The organism is Streptomyces sp. NPDC048420 (assembly GCF_040651535.1).
Classification (GTDB): Bacteria; Actinomycetota; Actinomycetes; order Streptomycetales; family Streptomycetaceae; genus Streptomyces.
Genome location: NZ_JBEZKG010000012.1, coordinates 52,916 through 66,964, shown reverse-complemented (window position 1 = coordinate 66,964; position 14,049 = coordinate 52,916). Strand labels below are relative to the sequence as shown.

The window sequence follows — 14,049 nt, the reverse complement described above, 5'->3', positions numbered from 1 at the left end:
TTACAGAACTGACGCAGTGTCAGGAACGGGCGTGCACGCAAAGTTGCGGCGCCGACTACAGCACCGCGAGCACCTCCTTGGCCACCCGCTCACCGGAGCGGACGGCTCCGTCCATGAAGCCCATCCAGTGGACGGACGTCTCCGTCCCCGCCCAGTGGATGCCGCCGACCGGAGCGCGCAGGGCGGGCCCGTACTGGGTGAGCACGCCGGGGGCGCCGATGGAGACGGGGCCGCCGCGGGTGTAGGCCTCGTTGTTCCAGCGTTGCAGGACGAAGGAGGTGGGGGAGGCCGCTTTCGAGCCGAAGTACGTCACGTAGTCCTTGAGGACGGCCGCCTTGACCTCCGCCTCGCTCGCCGCGTCGAACTTGCGGGCCTCGTCGGCCTCGATGAAGCCCATCAGGGCGCCGTAGGAGGCGTCGGGCGGTGAGTTGTCGAAGGTCGAGCTGACCACACCGGTGTCGCTGACGACCTGGCCGTTGAGGCCGTCGGCCCGCCAGAACGGGGTGTCGTAGATCGCGATCGCCTTGCCGACCGAGGCCATCGGCAGCCGCTGGGTGAGCTGGTCGCGGGCGGCGGGCAGCAGCGGGTCGTAGGTGATGCGGGCCGCGAGCGGCGGGGGTACGGCGACGACGACCCGCTTGGCGGTGACGGTGACCCCGTCGGCCGTGACGACGTACTTCGAGCCGGACTTGGCGATCGTGCGCACCGGGGCGTTCAGCACCACCCGGTCGCCCAGCGTTGCGGCGAGCTTGATCGGCACCAGCTGCGAGCCGCCGACGAAGCGCAGTTCCTGGGCGCCGCCCGCGGTCTCGGTGAGGCGTTCCAGGGTGCCGACGTTGGTCTCGTTGCCGGCGGCGGCGATGTAGAAGAGGACGAACAGCAGGGAGAGTTCGCGCGGTTCGGCCGAGAAGATCGAGGTGCAGGCCACGTCGAAGAGGAACTTGGCCGAGGGGACCACGGCGTTGGCGCGCAGCCAGGTCTCGAAGGTCTGCCGGTCCCACTCGTCGGCCTTCGCGGCGGTCCAGGGCGCGTCGACCGGGATGGTCTTGGCCATGTCGTCGAGGGAGGCCTGCACGATGGCCGCGTTGGCGAGCCCCGCCGCGTCGATCGGCGGGACCGAGCCGAGGATGCCGTCAGTGGCGTAGGGGGTCTTCTTGCCGTCCTTGTAGAGGAGGTTGTTGCCGGTGTTGTAGGTGGCGAAGGTCCCCACCCCGAGGGAGTCGGCGAGCGCCTTGATGCGGTCCTGGGTGGGGCCGATGAACTCGCCGCCGCCCTCGGTGACACCGCCGCCCGCGAGGGGCAGGTTCAGGACCCGGCCGCCGACGCGGTCACGGGCCTCCAGGACGGCGACCGTCCGGCCGCCCGCGACCAGGTCACGGGCCGCGGTGAGCCCGGCGAGACCGGCGCCGACGATCGCGACGTCCACGTCACGGGTCGCGGCCAAGGCGGGAGCGGCGGCGGTGCCGGTGAGGGTCACGGCACCGGCCGCCGCGGCGGCCCCGCCGAGCAGGGAGCGCCGGGAGAGCGGGGGGAGTCGTCTTTCGCGTGCCACGTGCGTCCTCCGTAGTGGAGAGAGTGTGGAGCTAGAACATGAGGGATGTTCACATTCTGGCCCCGAGCGGGGGCACACGACAACGCTCCCGTCACATCTGACACATGAGTAACGGGAGCCGTACTGAAGAGAGTTGAGCTTTCCTACGTCAGACAGGCAGCCGGGAGAGCCGGTCCGCGCCGTCCTTCGCGATGGCCTTCGCGATCTTCTCCGCGTCGATCGCGACCTCGCGGAAGGTGCCGCTGATGGGAGTGACGTAGCCGGTGAAGAAGAGGCCGGGGGCACTCTTCGGAGCGCGGGCGCCGTTGGCGACCGGGCCCCCGCGCCCGTCGAGGACGTCCAGGTGGCCGACCAGCCCGTCAAGGGCGCGGGTGTACCCCGTGGCCGCGATCACCGCGTCCGGGGCGATGCGGCTGCCGTCGGCCAGCAGGACCTCGCCGTCCTCGAAGCTTTCGACGGCTGCCACTACCTCGACCCGGCCCTTGCGGATCGCGTCGATGAGGCCGACGTCCTGGACCGGGATGGCGCCCTCCTTGACCCGGCTGTAGAGGCCGGTGTCGGGGCGGGGCAGGCCGTGCCGGGACAGGTCGGGCACGCTGAGCTTCGCCATGGGCCGGGCCAGCCGGTCCACGAGGCCGACCGGAAGGCGCCGTACGAGTACGCCCGTGTACTGGGCGGCCCAGCCGGCCGTGGAGCGGCGGACGATGTGCGGGGCGGTGCGCACGGACAGCCGTACCCGACTCGCCCCGCCCTCCACCAGGTCGACGGCGATCTCGGCGCCGGTGTTTCCGACGCCCACGACGAGGACGTCACGGCCGGTGTAGGGCTCGGGGTTGCGGTACTCGCCGGCGTGCCGGAGCTCGCCCTTGAACCCCTCGCGGCCCGGCCAGTCCGGCAGCAGCGGGGTGTGGTTGTAGCCGGTGGCGACGACGACCGCGGCGCCGGTCAGTTCGCGGCCGCCGGTGGCGTGCAGCAGCCAGCCGGTGCCGTCGGGGGTGCGCTCGACGCGGGAGACCTCGACGCCGGTCACGGTCTCCAGCTCGTGGAACTCGGCGTACTTCTCCAGGTAGCGCACCACGTCGTCGCGGGAGACCCAGCGGCCGAAGCGGCGGGGCATCGGCAGGCCGGGCAGGGCCGAGAGACGGCGGGTGGTGTGCAGGTGGAGGCGGTCGTAGTGGCGCCGCCAGGAGGCGCCGATGCGGTCGGACTTCTCCAGGACGACCGCGCGGATGCCCCGGGTGCGCAGCGCGTACGCGACGGAGAGCCCGGCCGGGCCGCCGCCGATGACGTACACGGGGCGATCGGGCTGACCGGGCTGGTCGGGGCGGTCTGCGGGCGTGGAGTCGGCCATGAGCGCGAGCGTAATCAGGCAGCGCGTTGATGGGTCTCGGTCAAGCCGGGAATTGGTTGCGGATCGATCACGCCTGTAGGAGGGGTGGGTGGGATCTGTGGCGTAGGTCACCTGGTTGTGCGGGTACGGAAAAGGTCACGGCGCCCGGTCCGCGGGTGCGGAGCCCGGTGCCGTGGCCGGTCGCGGCGGACTACTTCTTCCTGGCCTTCTTGTAACCCGTGACCTTGGCGATCCAGGTGATGAAGTCGCCGGGGTCGGTGTTGGCGCCGTGGCCCTGGTCCCAGTAGTAGAGGTGGTTGACGTTGTCGCCGAGGTTGCCCGCCCCGGCAGCCAGGTTGGCGGCGATCGTCAGCGAGGTGTCGGAGTCCTTGGTGCCGAGGCGGATCCACCAGTGCTTGGAGCGCTTGCTGTTGGCCTTCTCCACCAGGTGGTACATCGGGTTCATCAGGTTGAGCTTCTCGGGGATGTCGCTCGCGACGCGCTTGGTGGACAGGCCGGTGGTGTCGTTCTTGGCGCCGTACGCGGTGAAGTGGCGCGCCTCGGTCGTACCGGCACCGAACTCGTTGTTCTCGCCGGATGACAGGTCGAAGGGGTCGAAGGCCGGGGCGGTCTTCTTGCGGGCGCCTACGTGGGTGAGGAAGTCGGCCCAGGTGAAGGTGGCCCTGCCGTTCTTCCAGGTGATGAAGGTGTTGGCAGCCAGGTAGGTCGCGCGGTCGGAGTCCGGGAGCGCGGCGAGGTAGGTGGTCGCCGAGGGCTCCAGGTACTGCTTGACCAGGTAGTCGTCGTAGTTGCGGGCGGTCAGGGTGCCGAAGCCGGAGCCCTTGAGGCCGCGCAGCTTCAGCTTCGCCTGGTACTCGGCGAACTGGGACTGGAACTCCTTCGACAGGGTCTGGTCGACGACCTTGCCGGTGGAGGCGGTGACGTTGGTGCCCCAGTTCCACTCGTAGGCGGCGTCGGCGTGCTCCAGGTCGATGATCGGGCACCAGGCTCCGGTGGCGAAGATCGCGTCGGAGGCATCGGCCGCGCCGATCTCCTCGAGGTACTTGTCGTAGAGCGGGCTGTCGCCGGAGGCACCGAGCAGGGAGGACAGGGCGCCGCCCGCGCTTGTGCCGGCGGAGACGATCCGCTCGACGTCGCCGGGGATGCGGCCCTTGTTGGACTTCACGTAGCGCACGGCCGCCTTGAGGTCGACGATCGCGGCGGGGGCGGTGCCGTAGTACTCGCCGGCGGAGTTCTTGAGGGTACGGCCGCGGGCGCCGGGCTCGACGACGACGTACCCGGCGGCCAGGGCCAGCATCTGGTTGGTGTTCATGGCGCCGCCGGTGGCGTTGGTGTTGCCGTTGGCGCCGGGCGCGGTGGCGCTGGCCGACGGGCTCGCGGTGGGGGCGCCGCTCGGAGCGCCGCCGCCTGCCCCGCCGCTCATGCCGCCGCCACCGATGCCGGTGGCGTCCGCCACGGAGGACGGCATGTAGCCGCCGACGGAGTTCGCGAACAGGATCGGGGCGTCGCTCGCGTCCACGGCGGTGCCGTCGATCTCGACCGGCACGCTGACGTTCAGCGACTGGTAGGTCTCGTCGACCGGCTTGGAGACGTAGGTGATCGCCTTCCAGAAGTGGTAGGTGACCGAGTGCTCGGTGCCCTCCGTGTCGGTGACCGTCGTCGTCAGCTTGGTGAAGGCGTCGGGGTCGAAGACGAGACTGCTGTCGCTGCTCGTGGTGGAGCCGGCGGTCGAGGCGCTGGCGTTCAGGGCGACACCTCCGACGGCTGCGGTCCCCGCCGTCGCACCGATGCCGATGACGACGTTCCTGCGCTTGATTGCCCTGTGCTTCACGGTTGGCTCCCTCGGCGTTTTCGCTGGCGGGAACGAACGTAGCCAGAGCTCCGACAAAATTGCCAACAATCCGGGGGTATTCACGGGGGACCCACAGCTTCTCAGGGAGCGCACAGTCTTCTCTCATGGATTCTCACCGGGGACGCGGTCTTCCCGGGTCCCACGATCTGACGTACCGTCAGATTTTATGGACACGATCTGGCTCACCGGGGCCGAGTGGCTGGCCGTCCTGCGCATAGGTCTCGGGCTGTGGTGGCTGGAGAGCTGGCGGCACAAGGACAAGCGGACGTGGTTCGAGGGCGGCGGCATCACCTGGGCCGCGGACATCGCCGCCAAGCACCGCTGGGCGCCGGTCCGCAGCGGTTTCCACGTGGTGGTCGCACCCCGCCCGAAGACGATGGCGTACGTCGTTGCGTACGCCGAACTCGCCCTGGGCGCAGGCCTGATACTCGGCCTCCTGACCCCTTTGGCCCTGGTCGGCGGCCTCCTCCTGAACGTCCTCTACTTCACCCTGATGATCCACGACTGGGCCGAGCAGGGGCAGAACTCGATGATGGCCCTGATCTCCCTGGTCGCCCTGTTCGGGATGTCCTGGCAGGCGTGGTCGCTCGACGCCGCGGTGGGCTGGTTCTGATGAACACGCGATGGGACACGCGATACGACCTGCCGGAGGCGGACGCCTTCACACGGACCTACTGGGACGCGGCGGCGCGAGGCGTCCTGCTGCTCAGGCACTGCCGGGCCTGCGGCCAAGTCCACCACTATCCACGGGAGTTCTGCCCGCGCTGCTGGAGCGAGGACGTCTCCTGGTCCGAGGCGACCGGCCGCGCCACGCTCCACACCTGGTCCGTCGTCCACCGCAACGACCTGCCCCCCTTCAACGACCGCACCCCGTACGTCGCCGCCGTGGTCGACTTGGCCGAGGGGCCGCGGATGATGACGGAGATCGTGGACTGCGCGCACGGGGATCTGCGGGCGGGGCTGGAGCTGGAGGCGGTGTTCCCGGAGGGGGTGCCGAAATTCAGGCCGCGCGGGACGAGTGCGGCGGTTTGAGTGGACGGCTGACCGAACTCGACGATCGGCACGTCGTACCGGCCGACGGGCCGTGGATGCGGACGGTTGAATGGGGGGATGACCGATGTCGACGATCAGCACCTCATACGCCCCTTCACCTCGCTGCACGGCCATGGCCTGCTCCTGTGCGCCTGGGACGCGGACTCCGACGCCCAGGTCCAGGACTGGCTGCGCGCCACCCTCGACCCCGAGTTCGGGCGCTGGAACACTCCCCTCACCCTGATCCACGACCTCGACGGCGCCCGTGACGCCATCCGCCGCAGGGCCGACCGGGCGGCGCAGGGCACGAGCGCGTCGTACCGGATCACGGAGGAGTCGAGCGGTACGACCCTCGGGCACCTCGGCGTCGACATGATCGACCACGTCTTCCGCACCGCCCGCGTGGGCTACTGGGTGCTCCCCGAGGCCCGCGGCCGGGGCGTGGCCACCCGCGCCCTGCGTCTCGCCGCCCACTGGGCCCTCACCGACCTCGGCCTGCACCGCCTGGAACTGGGCCACGCCCTCGGCCACGAAGCCTCCTGCACCGTCGCCGAACGCTGCGGCTTCCGCTACGAGGGCACGCTGCGGGGCGCGATGTTCGAGGCGGGGCGGCACGACGCGTTCCGCGACGTCCACCTGCACGCGCGGCTGGCGACGGATCCGGAGCCGGCATGGACCAAGGCTCCCTCGTGACCCCTGTGTCCGGATCAGATCTTGATGACGAGGGGTCCTGGTCCGCACAGCACGGTGAGATCTTCGGGGTCCGAGGTCAGGACGGTCGCCGGGGCGGGTGACGAAAGTGCCGTGGCGGCGACGATTGCGTCGAGGGCGTACTTGTGTCCGTGAAGACCGGCGGCGGCGAGGAGCTTACTCGCGTGGCGAGCAATGGCCTCCGTGGGCGGGACGATGTTCACGCGGGAGACGGCGTAGTCGAATCGTGCCTGATTGATCTTCGGGTCACGCGCCTCGACGAGCGTCACAGAGCTCGTGACGACTCGAATGTCCTCGGCCTCTGCCGCAGCCAGCCACTCGGTGAGCTCGGGGGATCGCTGGACGAGTGCGGACAGGCCCTCGCAGTCGAGGACGAGCGTGCCCGTCACGCGGCGTCCACCGAACCGGCCGCGTCGCCGCGCAGGACGGCTCGCTTGGCCTCCACTGCCGCCGGGTCGGCCGGACCGTGCTCGGCCTCGGCGTCCTCGATGAGTTCGCGCAGGCGATCGCGTTCCAACTGGCGCTGGATGAGGGCCTCGACGTAGGCCGACATGCCTCGCTTGCCGGTTCGTTCCCTCAGGGCGGCGATGGTGCCCTCATGGAGGGATACGGAGACCGGACGGACGGGGCCTTCACCGGGGGCGGGAGACGTGACCATGGACCCAGTTTAACAAATCTTTTGTTATTCGTTGGTGCGGGGAAGCTTGATTCACGGGCGCCGGCCCCTGCCTCCGCAGGACCATGGAGCATGCACCCCGACACCTCGCGTCCCAGTCCTGCCCCTGCCGCCGTCCCCGTCGGCCACTGGCACACCACCGAGGACCTCGACGAGTTCCTCTCCCGCGCCGGAGACTTCCTGCGGTCCCGCCCGGACCTGCACACCGTCATGCTCACCGTGACGGAGGCGCTGCGCACCCGCGGGCTTCAGGCCTACGGCAGTGAGGCGCCCTGGTTCGGGCTGCTGGAGGAGGCCGGGGAGGTCAGGGCGGCCTACTTCCGGACACCTCCGCACCGGCCCTTCCTCACGCGCCTCACCGACGCGCAGGCCGACTCCCTTGCCGCGCATCTGGCCGGTCGCCCGCTCCCCGGGGTCAGCGCGGAGGCCGAGACCGCAGCTGTCCTGGCCCGGGCCTGGGAGCGGCGCACCGGGGTCACGGCCGTGCTCCACCAGCGCCAGCGGTTGTACCGGCTGGACACGCTGACCGTGCCGGAGCCGGTGCCCCAGGGGCGGCCGAGGACCGCCGGGGAGGGCGACCGGCAGCTGCTGGTGCGCTGGTTCGGGGAGTTCGCCCGGGACATCGGCGAGCCGAACCCCGGGTCCGCCGAGTCCTGGGCCGACGCCCGCCTCGCCCACGACGGCGTCACCCTCTGGGAAGCACCCGACGGCGCCCCCGTCTCCATGGCCGGCCTCACCCCGCTGGTGGCAGGGCAGATCCGGGTGGCGCCCGTCTACACCCCGGCCCGGCTCCGTGGCCGCGGGTACGCCGGTGCCGCCACCGCCGAGGCCAGCCGGCTCGCGCGGGAGCGGGGCGCCGAGGAGGTGCTGCTCTTCACCGACCTGGCCAACCCGACCAGCAACGGCCTGTACCAGCGCATCGGTTACCGGCCGGTGGCCGACTTCGCGGTGTACGACTTTCAGGGCCAGAGCAGTTCCTGACCCCAACCACTGTCGGTACGGCGGTAGTTGAGCCGAACGTGCCGCCTCCGCTCGTCCCCCTGGAAGAACTCCACCTCATCCGGAAGCAGCCGGTACAACGTCCAGGACGGGACGGGCGCGCCGGGCTCCCGCTGCGCCCGCTCCCAGGACTCCTCGGAGACCCTTGCCAACTCCCCGAGCGAGCCCAGCACTTCGCTCTGCCGCCCGGTGAGCGCGGCGGCCAGCGCGCCGGTCGAGCGGGCGTGCAGATCGGCCTGGCCCTCCTCGGAGGGGGCCGCGCTCACCGGTCCCCGCACCCGCACCTGCCGCCCGAGCGCCGGCCAGTAGAACCCGAGGGCGGCGTACGGCCGCGCCGCCAGGTGACCGCCCTTGCGGCTGTGGGAGTGGCTGGCGAAGGCCCAGCCGTCGGTGTCGGCGCCGTGCAGCATGACGGTCCGCACGTCGGGCCGGCCCTCCGCGTCCGCCGTCGCGAGGGACATGGTGTGCGGCTCGGTCTGCCCGGCCGTCACCGCCTCCGCGAACCAGGTGGTGAACAGCTCCAGCGGGGTCGCGGGCGCGGTGTCGGGGTCGAAGGCGGGCAGCGAGGTGACCTCCGGGTCCCACACCCGCAGTGACCTCAGCAGTTCGTGAAGATCTGTTGCCATGCCTCAGACGGTACCGAGCTCACGCGGCCGCAATGAGTGCGCCGCGCCTCTGGGAGGGCTAGGCTTAGTCCAGCGCTTAGTCCACCCGTTGACCTTTTCGTGAGGCAGTCATGGAAGCAGCCCGTCAGTACAACGTCCATGAGGCCAAGACGCACTTCTCACGGATTCTGGAGCAGGTTGCGACCGGTGAGGAAGTCGTGATCAGCAAGGCGGGGGAGCCGGTGGCCAAGGTGGTGCCGCTGCGCCCCAAGGTGAAGCGGACCGGCCGGGGCTCACTCCGGGGGCAGATCCACATCCCGGACGACTTCGATGAACTGCCCGACGACATCGCCGACGTGTTCGGGATGCGTTGATGCGACTGCTGCTCGACACCCATGTCGTCCTGTGGTGGCTGGACGACTCCGCTGAGCTGTCCGGTGAGATCAAGGATCTGCTCGATACCGAGCCCGCCGTGTACGTCAGTGCCGTATCACCGTGGGAGATCGCCATCAAACAGTCCGTCGGGAAACTGGAAGGCCCGGAGGACCTGGCCGAGCGGGTGCGCGACAGCCAGTTCACCGGCCTGCCCATGACGGCCGGGCACGGGGTGCGGGCAGGCCGGCTTCCGGCACATCACCGGGACCCCTTCGACCGGATACTGGTCGCCCAGGCGCAGATCGAAGGGATGACCCTGGTGACGCGGGACAAGTGGATCCCGCAGTATGACGTGCGGGTCATGCCCGTGTGAGAAGGCGACTTCCTTGGGCTCACAGAGGTATCGGCGGTCGGTGAGAACCCGTTGCCATGCCTCAGACGGTACCGAGGTCGGACGTCAGCCACCGTTCGGGCCGCATCACGATGATCACCGCCTCGCCGTGGTTCTTGAGGGCGAACTCGACATAGCCGTCCACCTTGTCGGCCGGCAGATAGCGGGCGGAGATCTCCCGGAGGTGTTCGAGAGTGGCCGGGTAGCTGTCCACGACCGGTCCCTCGACCGAGACGTACCTGATGGTGGGCTCGACGCGTTCGGCCAGCAGGGAGAAGCGGCCGGCGGCGCGGATCAGTTCGTGCTTACGGGAGTCCCTGCCGGTCAGGATCCAGAGGTCGCCGCCCGGCGCGTACTGGTACCAGATCGGCACGGTCAGCGGCGCCCGCCCCTCCTCCGCGTCGACCGCAAGCGCGGCGACATGGGGCTCGGCCAGGAACTGTTCACGTTGCTCGCGAGTCAGGGCCATACAGTGCAGGGTACGTCGACCCGCAGGGAGAGTGGAGCGAGCGTGAATCGCCTGTCCCGTACGGCAGTTGGCGCGGCCGGCGTCCTCCTCGCGTCCCTCGGCGCCTGTGACTCCTCCGCCGAGGGGAAGTCCACGCTCACCGTCCCCGAGCTCTACTACCTGCGCCCCTACGGCGACAAGGCAGGCCCGAAGGACAAGACGCCCTTCCACGTGGTGGCCGAGGACGGGGGCAAGCCCGGGGCCCGCCGGCTCACGGTGGACGTGGCTCCCGACGGGCGGGACGTGGTCCGGCTGAAGAAGGGCGGCCGCTGCGAGGGCGATTCCGCCCATCTGACCTGTGACGTCGACCGCGACTACAGCAATTGGGCGGACAACGCCCGCGCCGAGCCGCACGCCGTCAAGGGCGCGAAACCCGGTGCCACGGCCGTCGTCCGCTTCACGTACACCACGAACGACGGCAGAAAGCTCACCGCACGGACCCGGTTCGTGGTGGGCGAGCCGGTCGTCGAGGCGGTGGCCCCCGAGTACCGCAAGGGCCTCCTGCGGCCCGGCACCGACCTGGTCTCCCCGCTCGTGGTGCGCAACACCGGCGAGGTGCCGGTCAAGGGGCTCGGCCTCGCGATGAGCCCCGACGGGGTGGAGTTCGCGCAGCGCTACGACGACTGCCGCTACCCCGAGCCGCAGAAGGGGTCCTCAGCCGTGTGCGAGCTGCCGGACGTGACGATCGAGCCGGGGGAGACCGTCGTTGTCCGTCCCGCCCTGAGACTGCGCGTCCCCGAGACGGACATCTACGCCTCCTACGGCCGGGACGTCTGGGCCCTCGACATGGGCCCGGGGCATTACCGCAGCTACAGCGAGGGCGGCGGCGTCGGCGACGGCCCGGCCCTGGAGGCCGAGCCCACCACCGACGCCGAGGGCGCCTTCGTCGGCGGCGGCGGAGAGACCTACCTCGTCGTCGACACCCACGCCGACTACCAGGTCTCCGACGTCGAGCTGAAGGGTGCTCCCGGCACCCGGCGCACCTTCCGCATCCAGGTCCGCAACAACGGCCCTGCCGACGCCGGCGCCACGACCGAGCTGGTCTTCGAGCCGCCCTTCGAGCTCCAGGTCGTCAAGCAGCCCATGGAGGAGTACGACGACGGCGTCTACCAGCCGTACTGCGACAACAACGGCTTCACCTACACGTGCGAGGTCCCCGACCTGAAGCCGGGTGCGAGCCGGTCCTTCGAGTTCACCGCCGAACTCGGCGCACCGGGCGAGGGCGTGCTGAGCCTCCAGGAGAAGGACCCTTCCAGCCCCTGGGACGTGGGCCGCCGGGACCCGGACACGTCGAACGACCAGGCGGTCATCCGGGTCGTGTCCTAGCGGCCCAGGACCACTGTCCCGGAGGAGCAGAACCAGCCCCCCGTCCCCGACGCCACCGCGAGTCCCGGCGCGGATCCGTCCCGGCGCCGCACCTGCCGGGCCCCCGCCTCGCCGCGCAGCTGCCGTACGGCCTCCACGAGCAGGAACAGCCCCCGCATTCCCGGGTGTTGGGCGGACAGGCCGCCCCCATCGGTGTTGACCGGCAGCTCCCCGCCCTCGACCTTCAGCCTGCCCTTCTCCACGAAGGAACCGCCCTCGCCCTTCGCGCAGAACCCGAGGTCCTCCAGGGTCACCAGCGTCATGTAGGTGAACGCGTCGTAGATCTGGGCTAGTTCGATCTCTCCGGGGCGAACTCCCGCCCGCCCGAAGGCCAGCCGTCCGCTCACCGCCGCCGGGGACACCGTGAAGTCGGGCCACTCGGACATGCTGACGTGCGAGACGTACTCGCCGGTGCCGAGCACCCAGACCGGAGCGGTACGGCAGTCCCGTACGTACTCCTCGGCCGCGAGCAGCACCGCCGCGCCGCCGTCGGAGCGCAGGCAGCAGTGCAGCTTGGTGAAGGGGTCCGCGATCATCGGGCCGGAGAGGACGTCGTCGACCGTGATCGGGTCGCGGAACATCGCCTCGGGGTTGAGTGCCGCGTTGGCGCGCGCCTGGACCGCGACCTCCGCCAACTGCTCGATCGTCGTGCCGTGTTCGATCATGTGGCGGCGGGCCGCCATCGCGTACTTGGCGATCAGGGTGTGGCCGTACGGCACCTCGAACTGGAGCGGGCCGCGGGCACCGAAGGAGAGGGTGCCGGTGCGGCGGCCCGCTTTGATGTCGGCGCGGGCCGTGGAGCCGTAGACCAGCAGCACCGCGTTCGCGTGTCCCGCGGCGATGGCGTCGGCCGCGTGGGCCGCCATGACCTCCCAGGTGGAGCCGCCGACCGAGGTCGAGTCGACCCACGTGGGGCGCAGGCCCAGGTACTCGGCGACCTCGGCGGGGGCGAGGGTGCCGGTGCCGGCCGAGGCGAGACCGTCGACCAGAGAGCGGTCCAGGCCGGCGTCGGTGAGGGCGCGGCGGGCGGCCTGGGCGTGGAGCGTGTAGGGCGTCGCGTCGTCCACGCGGCCGCAGTCGGACAGAGCCACGCCCACCACGGCGACCTTACGGCTGCGCGGAGTCATGAGTGGCTGCCTCCCTCTGTGCATCTCGGTGCCGGGCTACTAATATGACGGACCGTCAGATAGGGAGGGAAGGGTCCATGGAGGCCAGCTTCACGCCCGAGCAGGACGAGATCCGCCGCACCCTCCGGGAGTTGCTGCGAGTGCGGTGCGGCGCCGCCGAGGTGCGGGCCGCGGTCGACACCCCGGCCGGGTACGACCCTGGTCTGTGGACCGCCCTCGCCGGGGACCTCGGGCTCCCCGGCCTGGCGATCCCCGAGGTCTACGGCGGTGTCGGCTGCTCGGTGACCGAACTGGCCCTGGCCTGCGAGGAGACGGGCGCCGCGCTGGCCCCGTCACCGCTGCTGGCCACGGCGGTACTGACCGCCCCGCTGGTACTGGCACTCGGTACCCAGACCCAGTGCGCCGAGCTGCTGCCCCGACTGGCCTCCGGGGCGCTCACCGCCACGCTCGCGGTACCGCCGGGAGCGGCCTTCGGCCTGGCCGGGGACAATGCGGGCGACTGGGCCGGGGGAGGGCGGGCGGGAGGGGTGCAGGCGAGCCGACCCCGGGGTGACGGCTGGCGGCTCTACGGTCAGGTCGACCAGGTCCTCGACGGCCACACCGCCGGTCTCCTCCTCGTCGCCGCCCACGCCGGAGGCTTCGCCCGCTCCCGCACCCTGCTCTTCCTCGTCCCCGCCGACGCCCCCGGACTCGTCCGCGCCCGGCAGACCGCCCTCGACGCCACCCGGCCCCGGGCCCGCGTCGAACTCCGTGACGTGGAAGCGGAGTTGCTCGGAGCGGACGATGAGGCCGACGTCCCCGGCGCTCTCGCCCGCCTCGGTGACACCGTTGCCGCCGTGCTCGCCTGTGAGGCCGTCGGGGCGGCCGACCGCGTGCTGGAGCGGACCGTGGAGTACGTGAAGCAGCGGGAGCAGTTCGGGCGGGTGATCGGGTCGTTCCAGGCGGTGAAGCACCGGCTCGCCGATGTGTACGTCCAGCTCCAGGCGGCGCGGTCGGCCGCGTACTACGCCGCGTGGGCCACCGCCCGCCAGGAACAGCGGGTCGGCGGGCTCGCTCTCGCCCAGGCCCTCGAAGCCCTGCGGACCGCCGCCGGCGAGGGCATCCAGCTGCACGGGGGCATCGGCTTCACCTGGGAGCACGAGGCCCAGCTGTACTTCAAGCGCGCCACCGGCGACGAGTTGCTCTTCGGCCCCGCGCACCGGCTGCGGGCGCAAGCCGCTGACGCTGCGCGGCTGTTCGAGCGGGCGGAGGTGTCGGTGTGATCGGTGAGCGGATGGTGCAGAGGGTGTCGTCGACGCGCCGTTTCGCCGAGGTGGCGTCGCATGTGGTTCTGGTCCCTCGCCGGGTCGTGCACCGGCTGCGGGCGCAAGCCGCGGACGCTGCGCGGCTGTTCGAGCGGGCGGAGGTGCCGGTGTGATCGGTGAGCGGATGGTGCAGAGGGTGTCGTCGACGCGCCGTTTCGCCGAGGTGGCGTCGCATGTGGTTCTGGTCCCTCGCCGGGTCGT

17 protein-coding genes are annotated in these 14,049 nt (G+C 70.9%); 9 read left to right on the top strand and 8 right to left on the bottom strand.

Annotation, left to right across the window (positions count from 1 at the left end; all coding sequences use genetic code 11):
• Nucleotides 1–55: 55 nt before the first annotated feature.
• The 3 genes from AB0D34_RS23235 to AB0D34_RS23225 form a co-directional block, all read right to left on the bottom strand.
• Entirely contained in the window at nt 56–1,552 is a 1,497-nt protein-coding gene (locus AB0D34_RS23235) for an FAD-dependent oxidoreductase (RefSeq protein ID WP_362664289.1), read from the bottom strand.
• A 148-nt stretch (nt 1,553–1,700) separates the two neighbouring features.
• The gene (locus AB0D34_RS23230; protein ID WP_362664287.1) at nt 1,701–2,903 is read right to left on the bottom strand and encodes an NAD(P)/FAD-dependent oxidoreductase; all 1,203 of its coding nucleotides are present in this window, start codon (nt 2,901–2,903) and stop codon (nt 1,701–1,703) included.
• Between the two features lie 190 nt (nt 2,904–3,093).
• The gene (locus tag AB0D34_RS23225; RefSeq protein ID WP_362664285.1) at nt 3,094–4,734 is read right to left on the bottom strand and encodes a subtype B tannase; all 1,641 of its coding nucleotides are present in this window, start codon (nt 4,732–4,734) and stop codon (nt 3,094–3,096) included.
• A 187-nt stretch (nt 4,735–4,921) separates the two neighbouring features.
• On the opposite strand from AB0D34_RS23225, the gene AB0D34_RS23220 reads away from it, so the two are divergent.
• The 3 genes from AB0D34_RS23220 to AB0D34_RS23210 all read left to right on the top strand — a co-directional run bounded on the left by AB0D34_RS23220 (nt 4,922) and on the right by AB0D34_RS23210 (nt 6,480).
• Nucleotides 4,922–5,368 (top strand): DoxX family protein, encoded by a 447-nt coding sequence (locus tag AB0D34_RS23220; RefSeq protein ID WP_362664283.1) that lies wholly within the window; start codon nt 4,922–4,924, stop codon nt 5,366–5,368.
• Entirely contained in the window at nt 5,368–5,787 is a 420-nt protein-coding gene (locus AB0D34_RS23215) for a Zn-ribbon domain-containing OB-fold protein (RefSeq protein WP_362664281.1), read from the top strand. The genes AB0D34_RS23220 and AB0D34_RS23215 overlap by 1 nt, the downstream gene beginning before the upstream one ends.
• 78 nt (nt 5,788–5,865) lie before the next feature.
• Entirely contained in the window at nt 5,866–6,480 is a 615-nt protein-coding gene (locus AB0D34_RS23210; RefSeq protein ID WP_362664279.1) for a GNAT family protein, read from the top strand.
• Nucleotides 6,481–6,494: 14 nt separating this feature from the next.
• Here AB0D34_RS23210 and AB0D34_RS23205 read toward each other — a convergent pair whose 3' ends face one another.
• Nucleotides 6,495–6,887, bottom strand: coding sequence for a PIN domain-containing protein (locus tag AB0D34_RS23205; RefSeq protein ID WP_362664278.1), 393 nt, complete (start codon nt 6,885–6,887; stop codon nt 6,495–6,497).
• Entirely contained in the window at nt 6,884–7,156 is a 273-nt protein-coding gene (locus tag AB0D34_RS23200) for a hypothetical protein (protein ID WP_362664276.1), read from the bottom strand. The genes AB0D34_RS23205 and AB0D34_RS23200 overlap by 4 nt, the downstream gene beginning before the upstream one ends.
• Nucleotides 7,157–7,246: 90 nt before the next feature.
• Here AB0D34_RS23200 and AB0D34_RS23195 point away from each other — a divergent pair, with 90 nt between their 5' ends.
• Nucleotides 7,247–8,155, top strand: a complete 909-nt coding sequence (locus AB0D34_RS23195) for a GNAT family N-acetyltransferase (RefSeq protein WP_362664274.1) — start codon at nt 7,247–7,249, stop codon at nt 8,153–8,155.
• Here the strand turns inward: AB0D34_RS23195 and AB0D34_RS23190 are convergent.
• Nucleotides 8,134–8,799, bottom strand: a complete 666-nt coding sequence (locus AB0D34_RS23190) for a pyridoxal 5'-phosphate synthase (protein ID WP_362664272.1) — start codon at nt 8,797–8,799, stop codon at nt 8,134–8,136. The two genes, AB0D34_RS23195 and AB0D34_RS23190, sit on opposite strands and share 22 nt — an antisense overlap.
• A gap of 110 nt (nt 8,800–8,909) precedes the next feature.
• Here AB0D34_RS23190 and AB0D34_RS23185 point away from each other — a divergent pair, with 110 nt between their 5' ends.
• Nucleotides 8,910–9,152 carry a type II toxin-antitoxin system Phd/YefM family antitoxin gene (locus tag AB0D34_RS23185; protein WP_362664270.1) on the top strand — a complete coding sequence of 81 codons (243 nt, stop codon included), beginning with the start codon at nt 8,910–8,912 and terminating at the stop codon, nt 9,150–9,152.
• The gene (locus AB0D34_RS23180) at nt 9,152–9,526 is read left to right on the top strand and encodes a type II toxin-antitoxin system VapC family toxin (RefSeq protein WP_362664268.1); all 375 of its coding nucleotides are present in this window, start codon (nt 9,152–9,154) and stop codon (nt 9,524–9,526) included. The genes AB0D34_RS23185 and AB0D34_RS23180 overlap by 1 nt, the downstream gene beginning before the upstream one ends.
• Before the next feature lie 61 nt (nt 9,527–9,587).
• Here the strand turns inward: AB0D34_RS23180 and AB0D34_RS23175 are convergent, their stop codons facing one another.
• Nucleotides 9,588–10,013 (bottom strand): pyridoxamine 5'-phosphate oxidase family protein, encoded by a 426-nt coding sequence (locus AB0D34_RS23175; protein ID WP_362664266.1) that lies wholly within the window; start codon nt 10,011–10,013, stop codon nt 9,588–9,590.
• A 42-nt stretch (nt 10,014–10,055) separates the two neighbouring features.
• On the opposite strand from AB0D34_RS23175, the gene AB0D34_RS23170 reads away from it, so the two are divergent.
• Nucleotides 10,056–11,378, top strand: coding sequence for a hypothetical protein (locus AB0D34_RS23170; protein WP_362664264.1), 1,323 nt, complete (start codon nt 10,056–10,058; stop codon nt 11,376–11,378).
• Here AB0D34_RS23170 and AB0D34_RS23165 read toward each other — a convergent pair.
• Complete coding sequence (locus tag AB0D34_RS23165; RefSeq protein ID WP_362664262.1) at nt 11,375–12,544, bottom strand: acetyl-CoA acetyltransferase; 1,170 nt, start codon at nt 12,542–12,544, stop codon at nt 11,375–11,377. The genes AB0D34_RS23170 and AB0D34_RS23165 overlap by 4 nt on opposite strands.
• A 77-nt stretch (nt 12,545–12,621) precedes the next feature.
• On the opposite strand from AB0D34_RS23165, the gene AB0D34_RS23160 reads away from it, so the two are divergent.
• The gene (locus AB0D34_RS23160) at nt 12,622–13,806 is read left to right on the top strand and encodes an acyl-CoA dehydrogenase family protein (protein WP_362664260.1); all 1,185 of its coding nucleotides are present in this window, start codon (nt 12,622–12,624) and stop codon (nt 13,804–13,806) included.
• Complete coding sequence (locus tag AB0D34_RS23155; RefSeq protein WP_362664258.1) at nt 13,803–13,961, top strand: hypothetical protein; 159 nt, start codon at nt 13,803–13,805, stop codon at nt 13,959–13,961. Before AB0D34_RS23160 ends, AB0D34_RS23155 begins: the two co-directional genes overlap by 4 nt.
• Nucleotides 13,962–14,049 lie beyond the last annotated feature (88 nt).

Coding starts and splice junctions, on each gene's coding strand:
- AB0D34_RS23215 (WP_362664281.1), top strand. CDS start 5,368: ATGAACACGCGATGGGACACGCGATACGACCTGCCGGAGGCGGACGCC.
- AB0D34_RS23160 (WP_362664260.1), top strand. CDS start 12,622: ATGGAGGCCAGCTTCACGCCCGAGCAGGACGAGATCCGCCGCACCCTC.
- AB0D34_RS23230 (WP_362664287.1), bottom strand. CDS start 2,903: ATGGCCGACTCCACGCCCGCAGACCGCCCCGACCAGCCCGGTCAGCCC.
- AB0D34_RS23165 (WP_362664262.1), bottom strand. CDS start 12,544: ATGACTCCGCGCAGCCGTAAGGTCGCCGTGGTGGGCGTGGCTCTGTCC.
- AB0D34_RS23175 (WP_362664266.1), bottom strand. CDS start 10,013: ATGGCCCTGACTCGCGAGCAACGTGAACAGTTCCTGGCCGAGCCCCAT.
- AB0D34_RS23200 (WP_362664276.1), bottom strand. CDS start 7,156: ATGGTCACGTCTCCCGCCCCCGGTGAAGGCCCCGTCCGTCCGGTCTCC.
- AB0D34_RS23210 (WP_362664279.1), top strand. CDS start 5,866: ATGACCGATGTCGACGATCAGCACCTCATACGCCCCTTCACCTCGCTG.
- AB0D34_RS23190 (WP_362664272.1), bottom strand. CDS start 8,799: ATGGCAACAGATCTTCACGAACTGCTGAGGTCACTGCGGGTGTGGGAC.
- AB0D34_RS23220 (WP_362664283.1), top strand. CDS start 4,922: ATGGACACGATCTGGCTCACCGGGGCCGAGTGGCTGGCCGTCCTGCGC.
- AB0D34_RS23185 (WP_362664270.1), top strand. CDS start 8,910: ATGGAAGCAGCCCGTCAGTACAACGTCCATGAGGCCAAGACGCACTTC.
- AB0D34_RS23195 (WP_362664274.1), top strand. CDS start 7,247: ATGCACCCCGACACCTCGCGTCCCAGTCCTGCCCCTGCCGCCGTCCCC.
- AB0D34_RS23180 (WP_362664268.1), top strand. CDS start 9,152: ATGCGACTGCTGCTCGACACCCATGTCGTCCTGTGGTGGCTGGACGAC.